This window comes from Kitasatospora sp. NPDC058046 (genome assembly GCF_042885595.1).
Taxonomy (GTDB): Bacteria; Actinomycetota; Actinomycetes; order Streptomycetales; family Streptomycetaceae; genus Kitasatospora.
On sequence record NZ_JBHVRS010000008.1, the window covers coordinates 337,453 to 362,831 of the forward strand.

General features: G+C 73.8%; 22 protein-coding genes and 1 tRNA gene. 13 read left to right on the top strand and 10 right to left on the bottom strand.

What is annotated here, in order from left to right:
- The first annotated feature begins 65 nt into the window (after positions 1-65).
- The 4 genes from ACFVU7_RS19405 to ACFVU7_RS19420 all read left to right on the top strand — a co-directional run bounded on the left by ACFVU7_RS19405 (position 66) and on the right by ACFVU7_RS19420 (position 4,138).
- Positions 66-1,373 carry an FHA domain-containing protein gene (locus ACFVU7_RS19405; RefSeq protein ID WP_388046110.1) on the top strand — a complete coding sequence of 436 codons (1,308 nt, stop codon included), beginning with the start codon at positions 66-68 and terminating at the stop codon, positions 1,371-1,373.
- Between the two features lie 201 nt (positions 1,374-1,574).
- A complete protein-coding gene (locus ACFVU7_RS19410; protein WP_049657872.1) occupies positions 1,575-2,492 on the top strand; it encodes an ABC transporter ATP-binding protein in 918 nt (305 codons plus the stop codon).
- Entirely contained in the window at positions 2,489-3,625 is a 1,137-nt protein-coding gene (locus tag ACFVU7_RS19415; protein ID WP_079272765.1) for an ABC transporter permease, read from the top strand. The genes ACFVU7_RS19410 and ACFVU7_RS19415 overlap by 4 nt, the downstream gene beginning before the upstream one ends.
- Positions 3,626-3,733: 108 nt before the next feature.
- Positions 3,734-4,138, top strand: a complete 405-nt coding sequence (locus ACFVU7_RS19420; RefSeq protein ID WP_049657871.1) for a globin — start codon at positions 3,734-3,736, stop codon at positions 4,136-4,138.
- Positions 4,139-4,183: 45 nt separating this feature from the next.
- Here the strand turns inward: ACFVU7_RS19420 and ACFVU7_RS19425 are convergent, their stop codons facing one another.
- The 5 genes from ACFVU7_RS19425 to ACFVU7_RS19445 all read right to left on the bottom strand — a co-directional run bounded on the left by ACFVU7_RS19425 (position 4,184) and on the right by ACFVU7_RS19445 (position 9,932).
- Positions 4,184-4,870: a hypothetical protein gene (locus ACFVU7_RS19425; protein WP_074005626.1), complete on the bottom strand. Its 687-nt coding sequence runs from the start codon at positions 4,868-4,870 to the stop codon at positions 4,184-4,186.
- A 35-nt stretch (positions 4,871-4,905) separates the two neighbouring features.
- Positions 4,906-5,349 carry an acyl-CoA thioesterase gene (locus ACFVU7_RS19430; RefSeq protein ID WP_387974798.1) on the bottom strand — a complete coding sequence of 148 codons (444 nt, stop codon included), beginning with the start codon at positions 5,347-5,349 and terminating at the stop codon, positions 4,906-4,908.
- A 128-nt stretch (positions 5,350-5,477) separates the two neighbouring features.
- Positions 5,478-7,142 (bottom strand): energy-dependent translational throttle protein EttA, encoded by a 1,665-nt coding sequence (gene ettA, locus ACFVU7_RS19435; protein ID WP_049657863.1) that lies wholly within the window; start codon positions 7,140-7,142, stop codon positions 5,478-5,480.
- Positions 7,143-7,544: 402 nt separating this feature from the next.
- Positions 7,545-8,981 (bottom strand): Cys-Gln thioester bond-forming surface protein, encoded by a 1,437-nt coding sequence (locus tag ACFVU7_RS19440; protein ID WP_181970694.1) that lies wholly within the window; start codon positions 8,979-8,981, stop codon positions 7,545-7,547.
- Between the two features lie 354 nt (positions 8,982-9,335).
- Positions 9,336-9,932: a single-stranded DNA-binding protein gene (locus ACFVU7_RS19445; protein WP_388046112.1), complete on the bottom strand. Its 597-nt coding sequence runs from the start codon at positions 9,930-9,932 to the stop codon at positions 9,336-9,338.
- A gap of 654 nt (positions 9,933-10,586) precedes the next feature.
- On the opposite strand from ACFVU7_RS19445, the gene ACFVU7_RS19450 reads away from it, so the two are divergent.
- A tRNA-Arg gene (locus ACFVU7_RS19450) sits at positions 10,587-10,662 on the top strand.
- Positions 10,663-10,922: 260 nt separating this feature from the next.
- Here the strand turns inward: ACFVU7_RS19450 and ACFVU7_RS19455 are convergent.
- Positions 10,923-11,540: a TetR/AcrR family transcriptional regulator gene (locus ACFVU7_RS19455; protein ID WP_380739237.1), complete on the bottom strand. Its 618-nt coding sequence runs from the start codon at positions 11,538-11,540 to the stop codon at positions 10,923-10,925.
- A gap of 75 nt (positions 11,541-11,615) precedes the next feature.
- Here ACFVU7_RS19455 and ACFVU7_RS19460 point away from each other — a divergent pair, with 75 nt between their 5' ends.
- Positions 11,616-12,164 carry a GNAT family N-acetyltransferase gene (locus ACFVU7_RS19460; protein ID WP_388046114.1) on the top strand — a complete coding sequence of 183 codons (549 nt, stop codon included), beginning with the start codon at positions 11,616-11,618 and terminating at the stop codon, positions 12,162-12,164.
- A 115-nt stretch (positions 12,165-12,279) separates the two neighbouring features.
- Here the strand turns inward: ACFVU7_RS19460 and ACFVU7_RS19465 are convergent, their stop codons facing one another.
- Positions 12,280-13,815, bottom strand: a complete 1,536-nt coding sequence (locus ACFVU7_RS19465) for an MFS transporter (protein WP_388046115.1) — start codon at positions 13,813-13,815, stop codon at positions 12,280-12,282.
- Positions 13,816-13,967: 152 nt separating this feature from the next.
- Here ACFVU7_RS19465 and ACFVU7_RS19470 point away from each other — a divergent pair, with 152 nt between their 5' ends.
- The 3 genes from ACFVU7_RS19470 (at position 13,968) to ACFVU7_RS19480 (ending at position 16,254) form a co-directional block, all read left to right on the top strand.
- On the top strand, positions 13,968-14,657 hold the full coding sequence (locus ACFVU7_RS19470) for a TetR family transcriptional regulator (RefSeq protein ID WP_241853153.1): 690 nt from the start codon (positions 13,968-13,970) through the stop codon (positions 14,655-14,657).
- Between the two features lie 35 nt (positions 14,658-14,692).
- The gene (locus tag ACFVU7_RS19475; RefSeq protein ID WP_079272763.1) at positions 14,693-15,502 is read left to right on the top strand and encodes an enoyl-CoA hydratase/isomerase family protein; all 810 of its coding nucleotides are present in this window, start codon (positions 14,693-14,695) and stop codon (positions 15,500-15,502) included.
- Positions 15,503-15,636: 134 nt separating this feature from the next.
- A complete protein-coding gene (locus ACFVU7_RS19480) occupies positions 15,637-16,254 on the top strand; it encodes a hypothetical protein (protein ID WP_388046116.1) in 618 nt (205 codons plus the stop codon).
- Positions 16,255-16,306: 52 nt separating this feature from the next.
- On the opposite strand, the gene ACFVU7_RS19485 is transcribed toward ACFVU7_RS19480, so the two are convergent.
- Positions 16,307-17,533, bottom strand: a complete 1,227-nt coding sequence (locus ACFVU7_RS19485; RefSeq protein WP_049655719.1) for an acyl-CoA dehydrogenase family protein — start codon at positions 17,531-17,533, stop codon at positions 16,307-16,309.
- A gap of 125 nt (positions 17,534-17,658) precedes the next feature.
- Here ACFVU7_RS19485 and ACFVU7_RS19490 point away from each other — a divergent pair, with 125 nt between their 5' ends.
- Positions 17,659-18,282, top strand: a complete 624-nt coding sequence (locus ACFVU7_RS19490) for a TetR family transcriptional regulator (RefSeq protein WP_049655722.1) — start codon at positions 17,659-17,661, stop codon at positions 18,280-18,282.
- 88 nt (positions 18,283-18,370) lie between these two features.
- Positions 18,371-19,828: a cellulase family glycosylhydrolase gene (locus ACFVU7_RS19495; protein WP_388046118.1), complete on the top strand. Its 1,458-nt coding sequence runs from the start codon at positions 18,371-18,373 to the stop codon at positions 19,826-19,828.
- A 9-nt stretch (positions 19,829-19,837) separates the two neighbouring features.
- Here ACFVU7_RS19495 and ACFVU7_RS19500 read toward each other — a convergent pair whose 3' ends face one another.
- Positions 19,838-21,862 carry a M3 family metallopeptidase gene (locus ACFVU7_RS19500; RefSeq protein WP_388046120.1) on the bottom strand — a complete coding sequence of 675 codons (2,025 nt, stop codon included), beginning with the start codon at positions 21,860-21,862 and terminating at the stop codon, positions 19,838-19,840.
- Positions 21,863-22,068: 206 nt separating this feature from the next.
- On the opposite strand from ACFVU7_RS19500, the gene ACFVU7_RS19505 reads away from it, so the two are divergent.
- Positions 22,069-23,781, top strand: coding sequence for a bifunctional 3'-5' exonuclease/DNA polymerase (locus ACFVU7_RS19505; RefSeq protein ID WP_074005551.1), 1,713 nt, complete (start codon positions 22,069-22,071; stop codon positions 23,779-23,781).
- 39 nt (positions 23,782-23,820) lie between these two features.
- On the opposite strand, the gene dhaM is transcribed toward ACFVU7_RS19505, so the two are convergent.
- On the bottom strand, positions 23,821-24,213 hold the full coding sequence (gene dhaM / locus ACFVU7_RS19510) for a dihydroxyacetone kinase phosphoryl donor subunit DhaM (RefSeq protein ID WP_049659695.1): 393 nt from the start codon (positions 24,211-24,213) through the stop codon (positions 23,821-23,823).
- A gap of 166 nt (positions 24,214-24,379) precedes the next feature.
- On the opposite strand from dhaM, the gene dhaK reads away from it, so the two are divergent.
- Complete coding sequence (gene dhaK / locus ACFVU7_RS19515; RefSeq protein WP_049659693.1) at positions 24,380-25,375, top strand: dihydroxyacetone kinase subunit DhaK; 996 nt, start codon at positions 24,380-24,382, stop codon at positions 25,373-25,375.
- Positions 25,376-25,379 lie beyond the last annotated feature (4 nt).

Below are 25,379 nucleotides of genomic sequence, written 5' to 3' on the forward strand. Positions count from 1 at the left end.
GACGTGACCGGGCCGGCACCCCGGCGCGACGCCGCACGGAGCCGGCCCGAAACGAGGGGGACCTGATGCCGATCTGCCCGAGGGGCCACGAGTCGCAGGCCGAGGACTGGTGCGACTTCTGCGGCTTCCCGATGACTCCGCCGGCCCCTGCGCCGGGGGCGCACGGAGGCTACCCGGGGGCGCACGGGGGCGACTCCGCGCCCGGCGCGCACTCCGGACACCCGGGGTACGGCGGCGCCTCCTTCGGCGCTCCGCCGCCTCCGCCGCCGATGCCGCCGGGGGCCGTCCCGCCGCACGGGGCACCCCTGCCGCCGCCCGGCCTGGTGCCCCCGGGCCGGCACGGGGCCGTACCCCCGCACGGGGCCGTCCCGCCGCAGGCCGGACCGCAGGGCCTCACCGCGGGCCTGGCCGTCTGCCCGATCTGCCGCAGCCCGCAGACCGGACGGTTCTGCGAGGAGTGCGGCTACGACTACGAGCTCTCCACGCCCTCGCGCCGCCAGGTGCCCGGCGCGGCACAGCAGCAGCAACAGCCGCCGCAGCAGCCGCCGCTGAACATCCCGGCCTCCTACGGCGGCCCGCCGCAGCAGGCCCAACACGGCCACGCCCCGGCCGGTCAGCCGCCGCACGGCCACGCCCCGGCGGGACAACCGCCGCACGGCCAGCCGCCGTTCGGCCAGCAGCCGCTCGGGCAGTCCCCGCTCGGCCAGCCGCCGGCGGCCCAGCAGGCCGTCGCCCCGCCCGTCCCCCAGCAGCCCCAGGCCCCGGCGCACCAGCACACCTACGGCTACCCGCCGCCGGAGGGCGCGTTCCCCGACACCTCGGTGCGCGAGGACTCCGGCCCGGTGTACGCCCAGCCGACCGGCCCCGGCCCGAACAGCCGCGGCGGCGACTTCGGCACCTCGTTCAACCTGGCCCCGCCCGTCCCCCAGCAGCCCCAGGAGACCGCCCCGGCCGAGCCGGTGCGGACCAACTGGATCGCCGTGGTCTCGGCCGACCGGGACTACTTCACCGACATGATGGCCCGCAGCGGCCCCGAGGCGGCCGGCCTGTTCTTCCCGCCGTACTGCCCCGAGCGCCGGATCCCGCTGACCGGCCGCGGCCAGCTGCGGATCGGGCGGCGCAGCCAGCACCGCGGCACGGTGCCGGAGATCGACCTGTCCGTCCCGCCGGAGGACCCGGGCGCCTCGCACCAGCACGCGCTGCTCGCCGAACAGGCGGACGGCAGCTGGGTCCTGGTGGACCAGGACTCGACCAACGGCACCACCATGAACGGCGGCGCGGAGCCCGTCCCGCCGCACACCGCCGTGCCGCTGAACGACGGCGACCGGATCCACATCGGCGCCTGGACCACCATCACCGTGCACCGCGGTTGACCGGCCGTCGGTCGGAGGGGATTCTCCGACTGAAAACCCGTCAAATCGTTACCTGACCACACGTCGGTGACAACTCCGGCCGGGCCGGGCGGAATTCGACATCCGCCCGGCCCGGATTTGTTTGGGCCATCCTCAAAATATCCGCAAATTCGCCGCCGCGGGCGTGCGCCGGAGCCTTCCCTGCCCCTAGGCTCAGGCCACATGACTGCTGCTATATCCGCTGACGGCATCCGCCAGCGGTACGGGGATGTGCAGGCCGTCGACGGGGTGTCGTTCACCGTCGAGGCCGGCGAGTTCTACGGGATCCTGGGCCCGAACGGCGCCGGGAAGACCACCACGATGGAGATCCTGGAGGGCGTCCGGAAACCGGACGAGGGCCGGGTCGAGCTGCTGGGCATGGCGCCCTGGCCGCGAAATCCGAAACTGCTGCCGCGAATCGGCGTGCAGTTCCAGGCCTCCGCTTTCTTCCGGAAACTGACGGCCCGGGAGACCATCCGCACCTTCGCGTCGTTCTACGGGGTCGGCCCCAAGCGGGCCGACGCGATGCTGGAGCGGGTCGGCCTCTCGGACAAGGCCGAGACCCTGACCGACCAGATGTCCGGCGGCCAGGCCCAGCGCCTGTCGATCGCCTGCGCGCTGGCCCACGACCCGGAGCTCGTCTTCCTGGACGAGCCCACCACCGGGCTGGACCCGCAGGCCCGGCGCAACCTCTGGGACCTCCTGCGGGACATCAACGCCGAGGGCCGAACGGTCGTGCTGACCACGCACTACCTCGACGAGGCCGAGGTGCTCTGCGACCGGGTCTCGATCATGGACCACGGCAAGATCCTGCACACCGGCGCCCCGGCGGCGCTGATCCGCGAGATCGACGACACCGTCCGGATCAGCGTGGCCTCCGGCCAGCTCCCGCTCGAGCGCGCCCGGGAGCTGCTGACCGCGGCCGGCGCGGAGATCGCCACCCTGGAGGACGACAGCGTCTCGCTCTCCGTCTCCACCCGCCTCCCGGCTCCGGTGCTCAGCGTCCTCGCCGAGCAGAACGCGCTGCGCGGCCTGGAAGTGCGCGGCGCCACCCTGGAGGACGTCTTCCTCCAGCTGACCGGACGGGAGTTCCGCGCATGACCGCCACCACCCCCACCGAGCCGCAGGCCCCCGCCCGGCGCGGCGGCCCGGCCGCCGGCGAGCGGGAGCGGGTCAGCGCGTTCTGGAGCCTGTCCCGCGCCATGCTGCTCGGGATGAAGCGCGACCGCACCGCGGCCTTCTTCATCCTGCTGTTCCCGCTGGTGTTCCTGGTCTTCTTCGGCTCCGTGACCAAGGGCTCCGGCAGCCCGCACGCCAAGGTGGCGCAGGTCGGCGCGGTGAAGCTGTTCGACTCGATCCAGGGCGAGGACCGGGCCGGGCTGGACAAGGTCCTCACCATCACGAAGACCGACGACGAGGCCGGCACGCTGGAGAAGGTCCGCAAGGGCGACTACGACGCGCTGATCAAGCAGGGCCCGAACGGCACGGTCGAGCTGCGCTACACCGCCGCCGACCAGGTCCGGGCCGGCGCGCTCCAGGGCATCCTCAACTCGGTGGTCCAGAGCGCCAACCAGGCCGCCACCGGGCAGAAGCCGGCCTTCGTGCTGGACTCCCAGCAGGTCGAGGACAAGTCGCTCAAGCCGATCCAGTTCCTCACCCCCGGCCTGCTCGGCTGGGCCGTCGCCACCGGCGCGGTGTTCGGCGCCGCGCTGACCCTGGTCAACTGGCGCAAGACCAAGGTGCTGCGCCGGCTGCGGCTGGCCCCGCTCAGCGCCGGAACCGTGATCAGCTCCCGGATCCTGGTCTCGCTGCTGACCGCGTTCCTGCAGACCGCCGTCTTCCTGGTGGTCGCGACCGGCTTCTTCGGGCTCAAACTCACCGGCAACTGGTGGCTGGTCATCCCGCTGGTGGCCTGCGCGACGCTCGCCTTCATGTCGATCGGCCTGCTGGCCGGCTCGGTCGCCAAGACCGAGGAGGCGGCCAACGGCATCTCGCAGATCATCGTGCTGCCGATGTCCTTCCTGTCCGGCTCGTTCTTCCCGCTGGACGGCGCCCCGGAGTGGCTGAAGGCCGTCTCCAAGGTCATGCCGCTGCACTACCTGGTCGAATCCGCCCAGTCGGTGCTCACCCGCGGCGGCGGCGTCATGGACGCCGTGCCGACCATGGGCGGCCTGCTGCTCTTCGCGGCCGTGCTGACCGGCATCTCCTGGAAGCTGTTCCGCTGGGAGGACTGACCGTCCGGCGCTGATCTGCTACGCCGACGTCCGCCGGTCCCCTCCCGACGGGGTCGTACGCCTTTGGTCCCGGTGTACGACCCCGTCGGCGTCTGCGACCATGGTCGGGTGAGAGAGATCCGGCGAGGCACGTTGAGCGAGGAGACCTTCTACGACCAGGTCGGCGGTGAGCCGACCTTCCGGCGGCTGGCCCACCGGTTCTACGAAGGCATCGCCGAGGACGAGTTGCTGCGGCCGATGTACCCCGAGGAGGACCTCGGGCCCGCCGAGGAGCGGATGGCCCTCTTCCTGATGCAGTACTGGGGCGGCCCGCGCACCTACAGCGAGCGGCGCGGCCACCCGCGGCTGCGGATGCGGCACGCGCCGTTCAAGGTCGACAAGGCCGCGCACGACGCCTGGCTCACCCACATGCGGGCGGCCGTCGCGGACCTGGAGCTGCCGGCCGAGCACGAGCAGCAGCTGCTCGAGTACCTGGTCTACGCCGCCGCCTCGATGATCAACACCCCGGGCTGAGCCCGGACCGCTCCTCGGCGGGGCGGGCCGGGCCCCGGACCTCCGTTACCGGAGCGGGCTGAGGCCCAGCCCCGCGCCCGGCGCGGCCGCGGTCCGCACCACCACCGAGCCCACCGGGGAGCTCAACCGCAGCCAGCCGCCCGCCCGGTGCACCGAGAGCGGCGCCTCGGGGCTCAGGAAGCCGATCCGGTAGGAGGCGTGGACGGCGCGCAGCGGCAGCTCCGGCAGCACCGAGACCGGGCGGGACCACACCTCGTCCGCCAGCCGGTCCAGCACCGCGCGGGTGCGGTGGTGCTCCGGGACGGCCTCGCTGCGCTCGCGGAACTCCCCGACCGCCGCCATCAGTTCGCGGCACACCTCGGCCGCCGGCGGGGTGCCGACCGGGCGCCAGCCGGTGCGCGGCGGCAGCAGCCCGGCCCAGGCCGGACCGGTCACCGGCGCGGGCAGCGCGACGGCGCCCGACCCGGCGTCCACGCCGTCCAGCAGCTGGCCCGCGGAGACGGTCAGGTCCACCGGCTCGTCCAGACCGTCCAGCCGGGCCGTGCGGATCGCCAGCACGCCCGAGTCGCCCAGCGGCAGCCGTCCGAAGACCGCCAGCACGCCGTCTCCCTCGCCCGGGCCCACCGCCTGGATCCGGACGGCCGCCGCCCGGTCGAAGCGCAGCAGGCGCAGCAGGAAGGCGGAGAGGTCGGCGGCCTCCCCGGTGTCGGTCAGGGCGAGACGGGCGGTGATGGTCACAGTGGTTCAGCTCGAATCGTCGGGTGCGGTCAGACGGCGGCGACTACCGGCTCTTCGTCCATGAAGCGGCCGAGGAACTCCCGCTCCACCGGCGAGATCCGGCGCGGCCGGCCCTCGGCCAGGTCGTAGGGGACGACCACGGTGGACGCCCGGACGTACACGATGTCGCTGCCGTCCTCGGCGACGTCCTTGATCTCGTACGAGACGGTCAGCGAGGCGCCGCCGATCTTCGTCACCCAGGTCTCGATGGTGACCGGCTCGGGCCGGTGCACCAGCGGACGCTTGTAGTCGATCTCGTGGCGGGCCACCACCGAGCCGCCCGCGAACTCCCCGGCACCGGCCGCGGCGGCCTGGGTGAACATGAAGTCGATCCGGGCCTCCTCCAGGTAGCGCAGGAAGACCACGTTGTTGACGTGCCCGAAGGCGTCCATGTCGGACCAGCGCAGCGGGCAGGCGTAGATGTGGCGAGCCACGGGAGTTCTCCTCGGTGTCCGGTCGCCCGCCGCCGTCCACCGCCGGGGCGGCGGGCGGTCGGCGACGGGCCGCGGCCCGGCAGGCCGCCCCGGAGGGCAGTCTGCCGGGCCGTTGTGACGGCTGGGTGTCAGCCTCGGGTCAGCTTCTTGTACGTGGCCCGGTGCGGACGGGCGGCGTCGGCGCCGAGCCGCTCGATCTTGTTCTTCTCGTACGACTCGAAGTTGCCCTCGAACCAGAACCACTTGCTCTCGCCCTCGTAGGCGAGGATGTGGGTGGCCACCCGGTCCAGGAACCAGCGGTCGTGGGAGATGACCACGGCGCAGCCGGGGAACTCCAGCAGGGCGTTCTCCAGCGAGGAGAGCGTCTCGACGTCGAGGTCGTTGGTGGGCTCGTCGAGGAGCAGCAGGTTGCCGCCCTGCTTGAGGGTCAGCGCCAGGTTCAGGCGGTTGCGCTCACCACCGGAGAGCACGCCGGCCGGCTTCTGCTGGTCCGGGCCCTTGAAGCCGAAGGCCGACACGTAGGCGCGGGACGGCATCTCGACCTGGCCGACGTTGATCCAGTCCAGACCGTCGGAGACGACCTCCCAGAGGGTCTTCTTCGGGTCGATGTTGGCGCGGGTCTGGTCGACGTAGCTGATCTTGACCGTCTCGCCGACCTTGACCGTGCCGCTGTCCGGGGTCTCCAGGTCCTGGAGCATCTTGAACAGGGTGGTCTTGCCGGCGCCGTTCGGGCCGATGATGCCGACGATGCCGTTGCGCGGCAGGGTGAAGCTCAGGTCGTCGATCAGGACCTTCTCACCGAAGGCCTTGTTGAGGTTCTCGACCTCGATGACGATGCTGCCCAGGCGCGGGCCCGGCGGGATCTGGATCTCCTCGAAGTCCAGCTTCCGCATCTTGTCCGCCTCGGCCGCCATCTCCTCGTAGCGGGCCAGACGGGCCTTGGACTTCGCCTGGCGGCCCTTGGCGTTGGAGCGGACCCACTCCAGCTCCTCCTTGAGGCGCTTGGCGCGCTTGGCGTCCTTCTGCCCCTCGACCTTCAGGCGGGACTGCTTGGACTCCAGGTAGGTGGAGTAGTTGCCCTCGTAGCCGATCGCGCGGCCGCGGTCGAGCTCCAGGATCCAGCCGGCCACGTTGTCCAGGAAGTACCGGTCGTGGGTGACGGCGACGACGGTGCCGGGGTACTTGGCCAGGTGCTGCTCCAGCCAGTTCACCGACTCGGCGTCCAGGTGGTTGGTGGGCTCGTCGAGCAGCAGCAGGTCGGGGGACTCCAGCAGCAGCTTGCAGAGCGCCACGCGGCGCTTCTCGCCACCGGAGAGCTTGGTGACCGGCCAGTCGCCGGGCGGGCAGCCCAGGGCGTCCATGGCCTGCTCCAGCTGGGCCTCCAGGTCCCACGCGTTGGCGTGGTCCAGCTCCTCCTGGAGCTTGCCCATCTCGTCCAGCAGGGCGTCCGAGTAGTCGGTCGCCATCAGCTCGGCGATCTCGTTGAAGCGGTCGAGCTTCCCCTTGATCTCCTTGACGCCGTCCTCGACGTTCTCCAGGACGGTCTTGGTCTCGTCCAGCGGCGGCTCCTGGAGCAGCATGCCGACGGTGAAACCGGGCGAGAGGAAGGCGTCGCCGTTGGAGGGGTGCTCCAGGCCGGCCATCATCTTCAGCACGGTGGACTTACCGGCGCCGTTGGGGCCCACGACGCCGATCTTCGCTCCGGGGAGGAAGCTGAGCGTCACGTCGTCAAGGATGACCTTGTCTCCGTGAGCCTTGCGCACCTTGCGCATCGTGTAGATGTATTCCGCCACGTGAGATCGCTCCGGCGTCGTCGGGAGTATTCGGCTTGCAGCCTTCCATTGTGCCGCACCCGGCCCTGAGGCCCGAATCGCCTGGATGACCCCACCGGGGTATCCGGAGGCGCTCCCGCCCGCCCCGGCCACGCCGCCCGGACCGCGGCCGCCCGGTGCCCCCGCTCCCGCCCTCCCGGCCGCCTCTCCCCGGCCGGCACCCCGCCCACCCCGGGCCCCGCCGCCCCGTGGCCGACGCCCCCGGAGGCCCGCCCGGGAAACGCGACGGCCCGGCTCCCCGCAGCGGGTGCGGGGAGCCGGGCCGGTGCCGCTCTCAGGGCCTCGGGAGGTCGGTGACCCCCGGCCCGCTCGGGCGGTTCCGTCGCTTCGGGCGCTTCGGGCGCCTCAGGCGGTTCGGACGGTTCAGGCGGTGGTGCGACCGTGGCGGCCGCGGCGGCGCAGGACGAAGACGGCGGCGCCACCGGCCACGACCAGGCCACCGGCGACGGCGGCGAGGATCGGGGTGGAGTCATTGGCACCGGTCTGGGCCAGGCCACCGGTGCCCGGGGCGGCGCTGGTGGTCGCCGGGGTCGGCTGGCCGGCGCCGGTGCTCGGGGTGCCCGACGGGGCCGCGCTCGGGGTGCCGGACGGCGTGCCGGTCGCGGCGGGGGTGGTCGGGGCCGGGGTCGGCGTCACGCCGACCTTGCAGTCCAGGACGCCGGTGAACTGCTTGGTGTAGCCGTTCGGGCCGGTCACGGTGAAGTCGTAGTGCGCCTTCTCCTCGACCTTGACGAGCACGCTCTCGGTCTTGCCCGGCTGGACGGCGACCTGCTGCTTGCCGACCGTGACGGTGGCGGCCTCGTCACCGCTGTTGGTGACGGACACCCGCACGCCGCCGGTGGCGCACTCCTCCTTGGCGGTGCTGTCGATCAGCGCGCCCTTGCCCTGCTTCCAGGTGGCCTTGGCGCCGCCGGCGACGTTCACCTTGGTGGAGCCGGCCAGGATCATGGTCTGGCTGTGGCGGCCGCGGGAGTCCACGCCGCTCATGAAGACCCGGCCGCTGAGCACGGTGGCCTCGGCGGTGGCGTTGATGGCGGCCTTGCCGTCCGGGGTGCCGGCCGGCACGTCCAGGAACAGCGGGGTGTCCTTGCCGATCGGACCGGCCAGGCTGCCGTTGACCGGCTTGCTGTCCTTGTCCAGCAGCTTGATCTTGTCCGCGGCGTCGCCGGTGACGGTCAGCTTGACCTCGTTCGCGCTGGAGTTCAGCAGGAACGGGCCGAGCTTGCCGCCCGACTTCCCGGAGACCGAGTCCGGGGAGAGGGTCAGCGAGGGCTTCGGCTCGGCCGCGACGCCCTTGTTGGCGTCGCCGACGAGGTAGTCGCGCAGCTTCTTGGCCTTGTCGTTGCGCGGGACGGCGTTCTTGTTGTCCGAGAACTTCCAGATCGCGGCCTGGGTGCCGGCGGCGGCGTCCGCGTCGGTCAGGCTGTCGACGCCGGCGGCCGTCGCGAGGGACGTCAGGCTGGCCTGCGGGTACGAGTTGTCCAGGATCCAGCGGATCTTGGGGGCGTTCGCGTTGCTGTTGAGCGAGCTCGACGCCCAGTCCGCCTCGTGGTACTTGGCGCCGCTGTCCAGGTAGACCGGGTTGTCGAAGTCGATGCAGTACGTCCGGAGCTTCTCCCCGGCAGCCGTCTTGAGGGTGAACAGACCGCCGTCGACGGTGCCCTTGCCCTCGACGTCGATCTTCTCGCCGAGCATCTCGTTCTGGACTTCCGCCGTCACGCCCGAGGTCGGGGCGCCGGCCGCGACCGCCGCACCGGCCGCGAACAGGCCTCCGCCAAGCGCCAAGCTGGTCGTGAGCATGACAGTGGTTATCCGGGACAGACTCCGCCCCTGCCTCTGGAACATCTGGGATCCCTCCGGGCCGGGCCGCACCGAGTGGGCGGCCCGCCGACTTGCCGTTCCGCGCGTGCCCCCTGTGGCACTGCTACGGGTATGAACCAGACGAATCCTATTGAGCCCCAGAGGCCCGGAAACCCCCATGCGAAATCAGGACGATTCCGTATCTGGATCGTTATCAATCCCCTCAGGTCCCACACAAGCTGACGGTCGGCCAGAAAGTCCCGGGCCGCTTTCTGTTATCCGGTCGGATTGCGCGTGCGGGCACAACGACGTTCTCGATCAACATATTTGTCGACAGGGAAGGTCACCGACCGATCAGGTCAGGGCATCCTCGGCGCCACCTCCCCGCTCCGCCCCGGACACCTCGCCCGACTCCCCCGCGGCCGGCCGCCCGCCCGGCGGCAGCGCCCGGACGACGGGTGCCGCGACCGCCGCCGGGGGCGCCCCGGAGCCCCTGCGCGCCTCCACCGCGCTGACGATCCACCCCGGCACGGCCTCGCCCCCGCCCTCCGCCCCGACCGGACCGGCGCCGCCCGGCGGCTGCCCGCGCACCCCCGCCGCCCACCGGAACGCCGTGGTACCACGGGCGAGGTCGTGTCCGACCGATCGGGCGTCGATCTCGGCCCGGCTCCGCTTCACCTCCCCCTCCGTCCATTCGCGCACCCGCAGCCGGCCGCTCACCAGCACCGGATCGCCCTTGGACAGCGAGCCGATCAGATTGACCGCCAGCGCCCGCCAGGCCGTCACCGCCACCCACTGCGTCTCGCCGTCCACCCAGCACTCGCGCTGCCGGTCGTACCGCCGCTCGGTACAGCCGAGCCGGAAGTTCGCCATCGGCACCCCGCCGCTGGTTTCGCCGTAGCTCACCTCCGTCGCCACATTGCCGATCACCGTCACATGCGTCTCGCTCACGGCACACCCTCCGTTCTCGCCGATGCACCGTACGGAATCGACCGGTGCGCCTTGAGCGTGCACTTCGGGGGAAATCCGGGCCACCGACTTCCGAAATCCTGTGGATAACTCGGGCCTGTGGAACTGTTGTCACCCGCAGGGGTGAATTTCAGCCTTCCGCCGCCGCTTCGACCCCGCTTCTTCGCGGCCATGACAACAAACTCGCTGCTCGCCGCCCGGCCGGCGCACCCCGGAACCCGCCCGGGAACGCGCCCCGGAAGGCGCCCCGACGGCCGTCCGCGCACGTCATACGACCGGCGCAACCGCGATTAAGGCCCCCACCCGCACCGTCGGCGCCGCATTCTCCGTGCCGAATCCATAACGGGTGAGGAGGCAGCCCCGTAACGACTGCACAACGTCCGGCGCGGAACACTCCCAGACCGCTGCACTCACGGCCTTCACCTGCGATTATCGGACCGCTCCACCGAACCGACACACCAACGGCGGTGTCGTCACACCCGGCCTGGGAACCGGTCACCCTTATCCTGTCCCCGACAGGGCGAGGGCCCACCACCCCCACCCCCACCCTCAGGTACGGGGCCGGACAGCGCGCGCCCCGGCGCTCGCCAGCCCGATCCCGGCCACGGTCGCGCCCGCCAGGGCACCGCCCGTCCCGCCCCCATAGCTCAGCGGATAGAGCACCCGCCTTCTAAGCGGTAGGTCGCAGGTTCGAATCCTGCTGGGGGCACCACCCCGCAATTCCGCAGGCCACCACTCCGGCGGACACTTTCCGTGTCCGCTCCGGACCAGTCGGTAATCCCGTACACCAACCGTTCCGCGCACTCATCGCACAGAACTCGTGACCATGCGTGTCGGGGCCGCCGCGAAAACGGGGCGAAAAACGGGTCCAACCGGAACAACCGGAATTCCCGGTGAATCCCCCACCCCGAACGCGCCGGAGCCCGCCCCGGGCCGGGCCGGCGCGCCCGGAAGCGCCCCGGCCTACCCCGCCTACCCCGCCAGCCCGGCCAGCCCGGCCAGGTAGGCGTCCAGCAGCTCCGTCTGCCGCTCCGCCGGGAACTCCTCCGGGGCGAACAGCGCCTGGACCACCAGGCCCAGCACGAAGGCCTGCGCCCCCGCCGCGAGCGCGGCCGGGTCGGCCCGCGCCGGGAGCTCCCCCAGCCGCTGGGCGTCCGCGACGTGCGCCGTGAGCGCGGTGCGCGAGCGCGCGTAGCGGCCCGCGTGGGCGGCCGCCAGCTCCGGGTCGGCCAGGGCGTGATCCCAGGAGCCGACCCAGATCCGGTTGTCGGCGGCGGCCTCGCCGTCCAGCGGCAGCACGTCCAGCAGCGACGCCCGCACCCGGGCCAGGCCGGCCGGCGGCGCGCTGCCGTCGGCGGGGGCGGTGCGCCGGGGCCGGGCCAGCGAGCGCCGGTCCAGCTCCTCCAGCGCGTGGCTCAGCAGCGCCCGCTTGTTCGGGAAGTAGTGCGTCAACAGCCCGGTGGAGGCGCCCAGTTCGGCGGCCACCGCGCGCAGGGTCAGCCCCTCGAAGCCCCGGGTGGAGAGCACCCGCCACACCCCCTCGGAGACTTCCGAGCGTCGGGCGTCATGGTCTCCACGGGCCGGTGTCATGGGGGCTATCTTACGTACCAAACGTTTGTTATGAATAGTCCAGCCAACCTCAGCACCACCCGTGAAAGGCCGCCCGTGTTTGCCGTACCGCTCACCGAGAACGCCGAACTGCGCCCGCTGGAGCCCTGGCAGGCGCCCGAGTTCCTGACCCACCTCGACCGCGCCCGCGCCCACACCGACCCGTGGATCCCCTGGGCCACCTTCTCCGTCGACCTGGAGTCCGCCCGCGCCACCCTCCAGCGCTACGCCGACGGCCTGGCCGCCGACCAGAAGCGGATCTACGGGATCTGGCTGGACGGCACCCTGGTCGGCGGCGTGATGTTCGTGAGCTTCGACGCCCGGTCCGGCGTCTGCGAGATCGGCGCCTGGACGGAGCCGGCCGGCGAGGGCCACGGGCTGATCACCGCCGCCGTCAAGCAGCTGCTCGACTACGCCTTCACCACCCGCGGCATGCACCGCGCCGAGTGGTGGTGCTCCTCCGTCAACGCCCGCAGCCGGGCGGTCGCCGAGCGGGTCGGCATGACCCGCGACGGCGTGCTGCGCGAGTGGTACCCGTACAACGGGGTCCGCTACGACAAGGAGATCTGGGCCGTGCTGGCCGACGAGTGGACCGGCCGGGCCTGAACCGGGAACGGCGCCGGGCCCGGTGGACTCCCCCGCCCACCGGGCCCCGCACCGAACCGAACCGCACCTCACCGCACCGTCCCGGCGGCCCACCAGCCCGCCGGCCGTCGACCCGTCAGGCGGCCGGCGCCACCCCCGCCGACCCGGCCGGCCCCGCCGGCTCGGCCGGCCGCAGCCGCAGCACGCACACCAGTGCCAGCGCCAGCACCCCGCCCGCCGACAGGAAGACCACGTCCACCGCGTCCGTGAAGCTGCGCACCGCGTGCTCGTGCGCCGCCCCGGTCAGCGCCCGGACCGCGCCGAGCGGCCGCCCCGGCTCGCCCGCCTCGAAGACCCGGGTCAGCACGGTGCCGAACAGCGCCGCGCCGAGCGCGCTGCCGAGGCTCTGGAAGAACCGGATCCCGGTGGTCGCCACCCCCAGCTGGTGCCGGGGCGCGGTCTCCTGCACCACCGTGACCAGCTGGCCGATCAGCTGCCCCAGCCCGCAGCCCAGCAGGGCGAGTTCGGCCAGCACCGCCCACAGCGCGGTGTCCGGCCCGCTGAGGCCGAGCAGGGCGAGGGCGAGCGTGGCGCAGGCCGCGCCGGCCGCCAGGAAGGTCCGGGGCGGGTGGCCGCGCCCGGTCAGCCGGCCGACCAGCAGGCCGGCCGCCGTCATCCCGGCCGCCATCGGGACCAGGTAGAGGCTGGCCGAGGTCGGGGCGACGCCCCGGGCGATCTGCAGGTAGAGCATCACGTACATGATCGAGCCGACCATGCCCATCCCGACCAGCCCCTGGATCGCGAAGCCCAGCCGCACCGCGCGGATCCGGAACAGCGACAGCGGCAGCACCGGCTCGGCGGCGGTGGCCTGACGCCACAGGAAGAGGCCGAGCGCGGCCAGGGTGGCGGCGGCGAGCCCGAGGATCACCGGGGAGGTCCAGGCGTGGTCCTTGCCGCCCCACTCGGTGACGAGCAGCAGCCCGGTCGCGAAGGCCGCCGCGAGGGCCGCGCCGACGAAGTCCAGGCTCCGGCGGCCGGTCGCCCGGGGCAGCCTGACCACCAGGGCGACGCCGACCAGCACCAGCAGGCCGAGCGGCAGGTTGACGTAGAAGACCCAGCGCCAGCCGAGGTGGTCGGTGAACAGCGCGCCGACCAGCGGGCCGACCGCCATGCCGAGGCCGGCGACGATCCCGCCCACGGCCCCGCCCTTGGCGCCGCCGCGCTCCTCCGGGTCCTTGAACTGGGCGATGACCACCATGGTGACGCTCATCAGCCCGCCGCCGCCGACGCCCTGCACCGCCCGGAAGGCGATCAGCTGGTCCATCGACCGCGCCGCCCCGCAGAGCGCCGAGCCGAGCAGGAAGGTGCCGACGGCCCCGAGCAGCACGCGCTTGGCGCCGTACACGTCGCAGAGCCTGCCGTACAGCGGCAGCAGCGCGGTGGCGGCCAGGGCGAACGCGCTGACCAGCCAGGGCAGCCGGTCCACGCCGTGGACGGGGTCGAGGTCGCGGACGATCGGCACGGTGGCGGCCGACACGATGTTCATGTCGAGCACCGCCAGCACGATCGTGACCAGGCAGAGCAGCATGCCCAGCTTGCGCTGGGCCGGGGTCATCAGCGCGGTGTCCGGCGGCGCGGGTGCGGCAGCGGGTACGGCGGCGGCGGTGGCCATGGTCGGGTCCCCCCAGGGTCCGTCGGGTTCGCGCCGGGGCCGGGGCGGCCGGCGGCACGACCTCACCATCGCAGCGTTTTTAGACTCGGTCAATTCTTCATCCCGACCAATCTTTCTGCCGGGTCAACATTTGATCCTGGTACAGTCCCCCCATGGCGATGCGACCCGCACAGGACTTCGGCCCCGACGTCGACCTCGACGCCCTCCCGCTGCGCGAGCGCAAGAAGTTCCAGACCGGCATGCGGATCTTCCGCACGGCCGTCGCGCTGTTCACCGAGCGCGGCTTCGACCAGGTCTCGGTCGCGGAGATCGCCGCCGCCGCCGAGGTGTCCAAGATGACCGTCTTCAACTACTTCCCCACCAAGGAAGACCTGGTCATGGGCCCGATGGAGCAGCACCTCGACGAGCCGGCCCAGGCGGTGCGCGACCGCGCCCCGGGCACCTCGGCGGTGACGGCGCTGCGCGAGCAGTTCCTCGCCGCACTGGAGCGCTTCGACCCGGCCGCCGGGCTGAACGACGACCGGATCGTGCTCGACGTGGTCCGGCTGATCCACCGCACCCCCGCGCTGACCGCCCGCGCCACCCACGGCTTCGACCGGCTGGCGCACGCCGCGCTCGCCGCCGAACTGCTCGCCCAGGACCCGGCCCACGACGAACTGACCGCCCGGGTCGCCACCGCCCAGCTGCTCGCCGTCCGGGTCGCGCTGATCGCCGCCAACCACCGGCGGATGCTGGCCGGCGAGCGCGCCGCCGACGCCCTGCCCGCCGTCCTGGAGGAGGCCCGCCGCGCCTTCGCCCTGCTCGAGCACGGCCTCGGCGACTACTGCACCCGCGCCGCCTGAGAGAGTTGGCGCACCACGACCGACCGGAGGTGCGCATGGACCAGCCGCTGCTCACGCGGGACCGCTCCGCCCTGCCCGCGCAGGCCGACGGCCTCAACGCGTACGTCGGCGAGGACGGCGTCGCCGTCCTGGAGTTCGCCCGCCCGCACCGCCGCAACGCGGTGACCCTGGCGGTCTGGCAGGCGCTGCCCAAGGTGCTGGAGCAGCTGGCCGGCCACCCGGGCGTGCGCGTCCTGCTGCTCACCGGCGCCGGCAACACCTTCAGCGCGGGCGCGGACATCGCCGAACTCTCCGAGGTGTACGGCGATCCGGACCGCGCCGAGGCCTACCACGCGACCAACGTCGCCGCCGAGGAGGCGCTGGCGGCCTTCCCGCACCCGACCCTCGCCGTGGTGCACGGCGCCTGCGTCGGCGGCGGCTGCCAACTGGCCGTCGCCTGCGACCTGCGGTTCGTCGCCGAGGACGCCCGGCTCGGGATCACCCCGGCCAAGCTCGGCGTGGTCTACCCGGCGGTGCCGACCGTACGGCTGGCCCGGCTGATCGGCCCGGCCCGGGCCAAGTACCTGCTGTTCTCCGGCGAGTTGGTGGCCGGCCGGGACGCGCTGCCGCTCGGCCTGGCCGAACGCGTCCTGCCGGACGCCGAACTGGACGCCGCCGCCCTGGACTTCGCCCGGCTGCTGACCCGTCGATCCGCCCAGACCGTCGGCGCGGCCAAGGCCGTCCTGGACGCCCCGCCCGAGCGGGCCGACGAGGTCCTGGCCCCCTGGCTGCTCCGCGCCCGGGAGGGCTCGGACGTCCGCGAGGGCCTGGCCGCCTTCCTGGAGGGCCGGCCCGCCCGGTTCTGAACGGGAACGGGTCCGAGCGGGAAGGCTTCCGAGCGGGAACGGTGCGGGCCCGGCGGAAGGGGTCGCAGCAGCACCCGTACGATCATCCGGCCGGAACCCGTCCACCCCTTCCCGCCCCCGGAGCACCCACCCCGATGACGACCGAGGCCCAGGCCGTGCCCGCCCCGCCCGCCCCCACCCGCCGGACGGCCCTGGCCCGCCGGATCACCGACGGCCTGGAGCCGAAGAACGTGATCCTCGTGCTGCTCCCGCTGCTGGGCGGCCTCCGCTACGGCTGGGCGGGCATCGGCTGGGCGCTGTTCGCCGCCCTGTTCGCCGCCGTCGTCCCGACCCTGATCATCGGCCACGGCATGCGCAAGGGCACCGTGGCGGACCGTCACGTCGGCCGACGGCAGCGCCGGCTGACCCTCTTCCCGCTCATCATGGGCTCGGTGCTGCTCAGCTTCGCGGTGATGATCGGACTGGACGCCCCGGCCGACCTGACCGCGCTGGTGCTGGCGATGTTCGCCTCGCTGGTCCCGATCCTGGTGATCACCGTCTGGTGGAAGGTCTCCGTGCACACCGCCGTGGCCACCGGCGCGGTGGTCTGCCTCGCCATCGCGCTCGGCCCGCTCTGGCTGCTGCTCGGCGCGCTGGTCCCGCTGATCGGGTGGTCCCGGGTGGTGCTGCGGGACCACACCGCCGCGCAGACGGCCGTCGGCGCGGTGGTGGGCGCGCTCTCCGCCGGCCTCACCTTCTGGGCCGCCCGCTGACGGGCCACCCGCTCTCGGGCCGCCCACCGGCCAGGGCGACCACGGCGACCGGTCAGCGGATCGGCACCCCCGAGATCGCCCGGGCGATCACCAGCCGCTGGATCTCGCTGGTCCCCTCGAAGATCGAGTAGATCGCGCTGTCCCGGTGCATCCGCTCCACCGGGTACTCCCGGGTGAAGCCGTTGCCGCCGAGGATCTGCATCGCCTGCGCGGTCACGTACTTGGCGGTCTCGCCCGCGTACAGCTTGGACATCGAGCCCTCGGCCGCCGTGAACGGCTGGTTGTTGACCGCCATCCAGGAGGCCCGCCACACCAGCAGCCGGGCCGCGTCGATCCGGGTCCTCATGTCGGCGAGCTGGAAGGCCACACCCTGGTTGTCGATGATCGGCCGGCCGAACTGCTCCCGGGTCCTCGCGTAGTCCAGCGCCACCTCGTACGCGGCCCGGGCGATGCCGATCGCCTGCGCGCCGACGGCCGGCCGGGAGGCCTCGAAGGTGGCCATCGCCGCGTTGCCCCTGCCGCCGGGGCGCTTGACGCCCTCGCGGGCCCGGGCGAGGCGCTCGTCCAGCTTCTCCTTGCCGCCGAGCAGGCAGCTGCCGGGCACCCGGACGCCGTCCAGTACCACCTCGGCGGTGTGCGAGGCGCGGATGCCGTGCTTCTTGAACTTCTGGCCCTGGCTCAGCCCCGGGGTGCCCGGCGGGACGACGAAGGAGGCCTGGCCCTTGGCGCCGAGCTCCGGGTCGACGGTGGCGACCACCACGTGGACGGCGGCGATCCCGCCGTTGGTGGCCCAGGTCTTGGTGCCGGTGAGCACCCACTCGTCCTTGGCCTCGTCGTACACCGCCCGGGTGCGCAGCGCCGAGACGTCGGAGCCGGCGTCCGGCTCGGAGGAGCAGAAGGCGGCCACCTTGACGTCCTCCGGGGTGCCGAACATCTGCGGGGTCCAGGTGCCGATCTGCTCGTCGGTGCCGTTGGCCAGCACCGCGACGGCGGCCAGGGTGGTGCCGACGATGGACAGCCCGATGCCCGCGTCGCCCCAGAACAGCTCCTCCATGGCGATCGGGATGCCGACGCCGGAGGGGTCGAAGTACTGCTGGGCGTAGAAGTCCAGCGAGTAGATGCCGAGTTTGGCGGCCTCCTGGATGACCGGCCAGGGGGTCTCCTCGCGCTCGTCCCACTCGGCCGCGGCGGGGCGCATCACGTCGGCGGCGAAGCCGTGCAGCCAGTCGCGTACGGCGAGCTGGTCCGCGCCCGGGTCCAGCGAGAACGTGCTGCTCATGGTGCGTGCCTCCGAAGACGTGTGCGGCCGACCGGGGTGTTACCTCGGGTAACATCGTCGGAGTCTGCTACTGATTGGTAACCGGTGTCAACGCCCAGACGGACCCCAACTCCGAGGAGCAGCGCATGTCCCGAGAGCCCCGCCGCGAGCAGCTGCTCAACGCCGCCGACCGGGTCGTCCAGCGCGAGGGGCCGGGCGCCAGCATGAACGCCATCGCCGCCGAGGCCGGCATCACCAAGCCGATCCTCTACCGCCACTTCGGCGACCGGAACGGCCTGATCAGAGCCCTGACCGAGCGCCACACCGGCGGACTGCTGGCCGCCGTCCGGGCCGCCCTCGCCGAGCCGCTGGAGCGCCGCGACCGGGTCGAGCACGTGCTGGACACCTACCTCGCCGGCATCGAGGCCCGCCCCCAGGTCTACCGGCTGCTCACCCACCCCGAGCCCGGCGACCCGAGCGGCGCCGGCAACGCCCTCGCCCCCGCGCTCCGGCAGATCGCCGAGGAGATCACCCGGGCCGTGCAGAGCCAGGTCGACCTCGGCGCCGACCGCGACCTGCTCGCCGAGGCCTGGGGCCGGGGCATCACCGGGATGGTGCTGGCCGCCGGGGACTGGTGGCTGGAGACCAGACCCTGCTCGCGCGCCCGGATGGTGCAGGCGCTGGCCGACCTGCTCTGGGGCCGGCTGGCCGCCGCCGCGGACCGGCCGACCGCCGTCCTGCCGACCGCGCCCGAACCGGCCGCGGACTGAGTCCTCCGTAGACCGAACTCTTGTGCGGCGCACGGAAGTCCGGGCATCATCGGGCCCCACCCCCACCCCCCGCCGTGCGAGGTCCCCGATGCGCCTGCGCCGCACCGCCGTCGCCCTGCTGCTCGCCGCCACCGCCGTCCTCACCGCCGTCCCGGCCTCGGCCCACGACGGCCCCCCGGACCGCTTCCCCACCGGAACGGCCACCGCCGCCGACGGCCGCACCGCCCTCACCGACGCCCAGGGCCGCCGACTCCTCCTGCGCGGCTTCAACCTCGACAAGTACGCCGAGGCCACCCCGGCCGACCTCGACTCCGTCGCCGCCCAGGGCTTCACCCTGGTCCGGCTGCCGGTCTCCTGGACCAGGCTGGAACCCCGGCGCGGCCGCCTCGACCCCACCGAACTGCACCGCGTCCAGCGGCTCCTCGACCGGGCCGACCGGCTGGGCCTGCTGGTCCTGGTCGACTTCCACCAGGACGTCTACGGGCCCGCGTTCGGCGGCGGCACCAACGGCGTCCCCGTCTGGGCCACCCGGGACGACGGCCTGCCGTTCACCCCGGACCCGGACGACTGGTTCGCCGGCTACTTCCAGCCCGCCGTCCAGGCCGCCTTCCGCCACCTCTACGACGACCCCGACCTGCGCGCCTGGCAGGCCGACTTCTACACCCGGCTCGCCCGCGAACTGCGCGGCCACCGCTCGCTGCTGGGCTACGACCTGTTCAACGAGCCGTTCGGCCCGGTGGACGGCGACCCGAGCGACCCGGCCGTGCTGGCCGCCGCCGCCTCCGCCCTGGAGCAGGGCCGGCTGGCCGACATGTACCGCCGCCTGATCGCCGCCGTGCGCCGGGCCGACTCCCGCGCCTGGCTGTTCGTCGAGCCGACCGTGCTGGTCGGCCAGGGCGTGCCCACCAGCCTGCCCGGCTTCGCCGACCCCCGCCCCGGCGCGGCCCGGCTCGGCTACGCGCCGCACTTCTACGACACCGCGGTCGAGGGCGGCGCCGACTGGAACCCCGCCGACGGCTTCGTGGAGCGGTACACCGCCGCGATCACCGGCTACCCGGCCGTCCACCGCCTGCCCGTCCTGGTCGGCGAGTGGGGCCCGCCGGACTCCCGCACCCCGGGCAACACCGAGCTGGTCCGCCGTCAGACCGCCGCGATGGACGGCTTCGCCGAGGGCTGGACGATGTGGTACTGGTGCCGGGGCAACGGCGGCTACTGCGCGCTCGACCCGGCCGGGCGCCCCGCCCCCGGCGACGAACCCGCCTTCGGCCCGTACCCGGTGGCCGTCGCGGGCACGGACGTCCGCACCGACGCCCGCGCCGACGGCGCCACCGTCCGCTGGCGCGCCGACGGCACCGGGCGCGGCAGCGAACTCCTGCTCCCCCCGGCCGCGTTCCCGCACGGGGCCCGGGTCGCCGTCTCCCCCGCCGGCGCCCGGGTCGAGGTCGACCAGCCGACCGGCGGGCGCGCGGGAACCGTCCGCGTCCGGCTCCCGCACACCCGCCGGGGCACAACCGTGACGGTCACGCTCACCGCGGCCCGACCGTGACGGTGACGGTCAGACCAGCCCCCGGCGGGCCAGCAGCGGCCCGGTCTCCGGAGCCCGGCCGACCACCGCGCGGAAGGACTCCAGCGGGTCCCGGCTGAACCCGCGCGCCAGCAGCTCGCGCCGGAACAGCTCACCGCTCTCCCGCACCGCGCGCCCGTTGGTCTCGAACCACTGCACGGTGTCGGCGTCCAGCACCTCCGACCAGATGTACGCGTAGTACGCGGCGCTGTAGCCGCTGGAGAAGATGTGCTGGAAGTACGTCGTCCGGTAGCGCGGCGGGATCGCGTCCACCGCGATCCCGGCCGCGGCGAGCGCCCGCGCCTCGAACTCCTCGGCGTCCGCGACCTCCTCGCCGCGCGGCACGGTGTGCCACGCCCAGTCCAGCAGCGTGGCCGCCAGGTACTCCACCGTCCGGAAGCCCTGCCCGAAGCCCTCGGCCGCCGTCATCCGCTCGACCAGCTCGGCCGGCAGCGGCTCCCCGGTCGCGTGGTGGCGGGCGTAGTTGGCCAGCACCTCCGGCCGGACCATCCACATCTCGTTGACCTGCGAGGGGAACTCGACGAAGTCCCGGGGCACCGAGGTGCCGGAGAACAGCGGGTAGCGCACGTCCGAGAACAGCCCGTGCAGCGCGTGCCCGAACTCGTGGAACAGCGTGCGCACCTCGTCCCAGTCCATCAGCACCGGCTCGCCGGGCGCCGGGCGCGGGATGTTGAGGTTGTTCAGCACCACCGGGCGCTGCCCGGTCAGCCCGGACTGGGCCACCATCGCGTCCATCCAGGCGCCGCCGCGCTTGGACGCCCGGGCGTGGAAGTCGCCGATGAACAGGCCCAGCGGGGTGCCGTCCTCCTCGAACACCTCGAAGACCCGGGCGTCCCGGTGGTGGGCCGTCAGCTCCGGCCGCTCGGTGAAGGTCACCCCGTACGCCAGGTTCGCGGCGAAGAACACGCCGTCCCGCAGCACCCGCTCCAGCTCGAAGTACGGGCGCAGCACGGCCGCGTCCACCTGGTAGGAGCTCTGCCGGACCTTCTCCGAGTAGTACGCCCAGTCGTGCGCGGCGATCTCCGTGATGCCGTCCGCGGCGGCCGCCCGGGCCAGCTCGGCGGCCTCCCGGCGGGCGTTGGCCACCGCCGGCTCCACCAGCCGGGCCAGCAGCGAGGAGACCGCCTCGACGGTGCCGGCCGTCTCGTCCGCCACCACGTACGCGGCGTGGCTCGGGTACCCGAGCAGCGCGGCCCGCTCGGCGCGCAGCCCGGCCATCCGGATCGCCAGCGGGCCGTTGGCCTCGACGCCCCGGCCGAGCGAGGCGGCCAGCAGCCGCTCGCGCACCGCGCGGTCGGTGAGCTGGGCCAGCTCGGGCTGGCCGGAGGTGTTCTTCAGGCTCAGCACGTACCGGCCGTCGTGGCCCAGCACCCGGGCGTTCTCGGCGGCCCCGGCGATCGCGCCCCCGGACAGCCCGGCGAGCTCCTCGGCGGAGTCCAGGACCAGCGCGGCGGCCCGGGTGGCGGCGTTCACGTTCTGCTGGAACGTGGTGCCGAGCGCGGCGAGTTCGGCGTTCAGCTCGCGCAGCCGGGCCTGCTCGGCCGCGCCCAGCCGGGCGCCGGAGCGCACGAAGGCGGTGTACCGGCGCTCCAGCAGGCGCAGCGACTCCGGGTCCAGGCCGAGCCCGGCGCGGTCCTCGTACAGCGCCTCGATCCGGGCGAACAGCGCGAGGTCCAGGTGGATCGCGTCGTGGTGGGCGGCGAGCAGCGGGCTCACCTTCGCCTCCACCTCGTCCAGCACGTCGGTGGTGTCCGAGGAGGACTGGTTGCGGAACACCGCGTCGACCCGGCGCAGCAGCTCCCCGGAGCGCTCCAGGGCCACCAGGGTGTTCTCGAAGGTCGGCAGGCCCCGGTCCGCGGTGATCACCGCGATCTCGGCCAGCTGCTCGGCCATCCCCCGCTCGTACGCGGGCAGGTAGTGCTCCTCGCGGATCTCGGCGAACGGCGGGAGCTCGTAGACCAGCGGGCTGGCCTGGAAGAACGGGTTCACGGTCATTTCGCGAACCCTACGCCGTGTCCCGAGCCGTGCCCATGTGCTTTTGCCGCCCCTCGCGGGGCCCGCGTGCCGCCCGTTGTCGTACCCACCCGTTAACGTCGACGCGCGGGCCCGTCGGTCGCGGGCCGCGGCGTGCCCGTCCGCGGGCCCGCGTCCCCGTACCCGTCCCCGCACGCCCGACCGCGCGCCGGAGAGGAGCAGCCCCCGTGGCACCCAGGACCGCCATCGCGCCCGATCCGCACGGCCCCGGCGGCCGGCTCCAGCCGCTGGACGACACGGGCCGGCCGCTCGGCCCGCCGGAGGCCGTCCGCGACCTCGCCACCGCCGTCGCCGCCCGGGAGGCCGCCGACCACCCGCGCTGGGTCTGGGCCGCCGCCGACTCCGGGTACGCCCCGCTGCTGCCGCGCCTGCCCGACCGGCTCGCCCGCTGCCACGACCTGCGGCTGGTCGAGGCGCTGCTGCTGGCGCACGAGGGCCGGTTCGGGGCGCCGCGCTCGCTCGGCGCCGCCTGGGCCCGGCTGCGGAACCTGCCCGTCCCGGCGGACCTGCCCGAGCCCGGCCTGGCCGACGCCGACGACGGCCAGGACACCCTGTTCGCCCCCGACCGGCTGCAACTGCCGCCCGGCGCCGACCCGTTGGAGGCCGTGGTCGCCGTCCACGCCGAACAGCAGCGCCGGATCGCCGCCATCGCCGACCCGGCCGCCCGGCAGCGCTTCCGGCTGCTGGTCGCCGCCGAGTCGGCCGGCGCCCTGGTGGCCGCCGAGACGGCCCACGACGGGCTGCCCTGGCGGGCCGACGTCCACGACCGGCTGCTGACCGAACTGCTCGGCCCCCGGCCGACCGTCCCCGGCACCCAGCCCAGGGTCCTCGCCGAGCTCGCCGTCGACCTCCAGCAGGCCCTCGGCGCCAAGCCGTTCAACCCCGACTCGCACACCCAGGTGCTGCGCGCCTTCGCCGAGGCGGGCATCCAGCTCGGCTCCACCCGCTCCTGGGAGCTCAAGGGCGTCGACCACCCGGCCGCGCAGCTGCTGGTCCGCTACAAGGAGCTGTCCCGGATCCACGTCGCGCACGGCTGGGCCTGGCAGGACGCCTGGGCCCGCGGCGGCCGGTTCCGGCCCGAGTACGTGGTCGGCGGCGTGGTCTCCGGCCGCTGGGCCAGCCGCGGCGGCGGCGCCCTGCAGATCCCGCGCATCCTGCGCCGCGCCGTGGTCGCCGACCCGGGCTGGCTGCTGGTCGTCGCCGACGCCGCCCAGCTGGAGCCCCGGGTGCTCGCCGCGCTCTCCCAGGACGCCGGGCTGGCCCGCACCGCCGCCGGCGGCGACCTGTACGAGGCGCTCGCCGCCCAGGCCTTCCAGGGCGACCGGGACAAGGCCAAGCTCGGCCTGCTCGGCGCCATGTACGGGCAGACCAGCGGCGACATCGGCCCGCTGCTGAACACCCTGCACCGCCGCTACCCGGCCGCGATGGGCTACGTCGAGGCCGCCGCCCGCACCGGCGAGGACGGCGGCGTGGTCGCCTCCCGGCTCGGCCGGGTCTGCCCGCCGGCCTCCGCCGACTTCCTCGACCTCACCGAGGGCGAGGGCGCGGGCGAGGCCGGCGGCCGCACCGCCCGCGCCCGCGGCCGCTTCACCCGCAACTTCGTCATCCAGGCCAGCGCCGCCGACTGGGCACTGGCCCTGCTCGCGGCCCTGCGCCGCCGACTGAACGAACTGCCCGCCGCGGGCCCGGAGGACCGCCCGCACCTGGTGTTCTTCCAGCACGACGAGGTGATCGTGCACACCCCGGCCAACCTCGCCGACGAGGTGGCCGCCGCCGTCGCCGAGGCGGCCGACGAGGCCCGCCGGCTGGTGTTCGGCGACACCCCGGTGCGCTTCCCGCTCAGCACGGCGGTGGTGGACTGCTACGCGGACGCCAAGTGAGCCGCGGGCACTGAACCAGGCGCAGAGGAGACCAGGCCGTCAGAGCTTCCGGAACCCGCGCGCGTCCTCGGCCGCCGCGACCACCTCGGCCAGGCCCGCCCCGGTCGAGGCGGTGACGGCGGCGGCCACCGCGCCCTCCACGAACGGCGCGTCCACCAGCTGCACGCCCGGGCGCGGCTCGTCCTCCAGCACCGTGACGGCGGTGAGCACCGAGCTGCCGAGGTCCGGCAGCACGACCACGCCCGCCCCGGCGTCGGCCCGCGCGATCGCCCCGGCGATCAGGTCGTAGCTGGTGCCGAGCCCGCCGTCCTCGGTGCCGCCCGCGACGACCACCCGCACGCCGTCCGAGGCGAGTTCGCCGAGCAGCTCGCGCAGCCCCTCCGCGAGCCGGGCGCTGTGCGAGACCAGAACAATGCCCACGTTCTCACTCATGCGGCCGACCCTACGGCCGGAACCAGGTACTCCGGGAGAGTGATCGGAATCCCGCGTGTCGCACCCCGTGCCCACCACCCCCGTCTGGCGTAGCGTCGGGGCTACGGCGTCGCCGGCCGTGGCGTCCTCACCCAGGTCACCCAGGTCACCAAGGGAGCGAAGAGCGTTGAAGAAGCTGATCAACACCCCGGAGAGCGTCCTGGAGGACGCGCTGGCCGGGATCGCCGCCGCCCATCCGGAGCTGACGGTGGACGTCCCCAACCGGGTGATCACCCGGGCCGCCCGCCCGGCCGGCCCGAAGGTCGCGCTGATCTCCGGCGGCGGCTCCGGCCACGAACCGCTGCACGGCGGCTTCGTCGGCCCCGGCATGCTCGACGCCGCCTGCCCCGGCGAGGTCTTCACCTCGCCCGTCCCGGACCAGATGCTGGCCGCCGCCAAGGCCGTGGAGACCGGCGCCGGCGTGGTCTTCGTCGTGAAGAACTACACCGGCGACGTGATGAACTTCGAGCTCGCCGCCGAACTCGCCGCCGAGGAGGGCCTGGAGGTCCGCACCGTCCTGGTCAACGACGACGTCGCGGTCGAGGACTCCACCTGGACGGCCGGCCGCCGGGGCACCGGCGCGACCGTCCTGGTCGAGAAGACCGCCGGCGCGCTGGCCGAGCGCGGCGCCCCGCTGGACGAGGTGGCCGCCCTGGGCGAGCGGGTCAACGCCGCCTCCCGCTCCTTCGCCGTCGCGCTCACCGCGGCCACCGTCCCGGCCGCCGGCAAGCCCGGCTTCGACCTGCCCGAGGACGAGATCGAGGTCGGCGTCGGCATCCACGGCGAGCCCGGCCGCCGCCGCGAGAAGCTCCGCCCGGCCCGCGAGCTGGCCGCCGAGGTGGTCGACACCATCCTGACCGACCACCACCTGACCCCGGGCGACGAGGTGATCGCCCTGCTCAACGGCCTCGGCGCGACCCCGCTGCTGGAGCTGTACGTGGTCTACGGCGAGGTCGCCGCCCGGCTCGCCGAGCGCGGCATCACGGTGGCCCGCAGCCTGGTCGGCAACTACGTCACCAGCCTGGACATGGCGGGCTTCTCGCTCACCCTCACCAAGGCCGACGCCGAGCTGCTGGAACTCTGGGACGCCCCGGTCGACACCCCCGCCCTCAAGCGGGCCTGAGGAG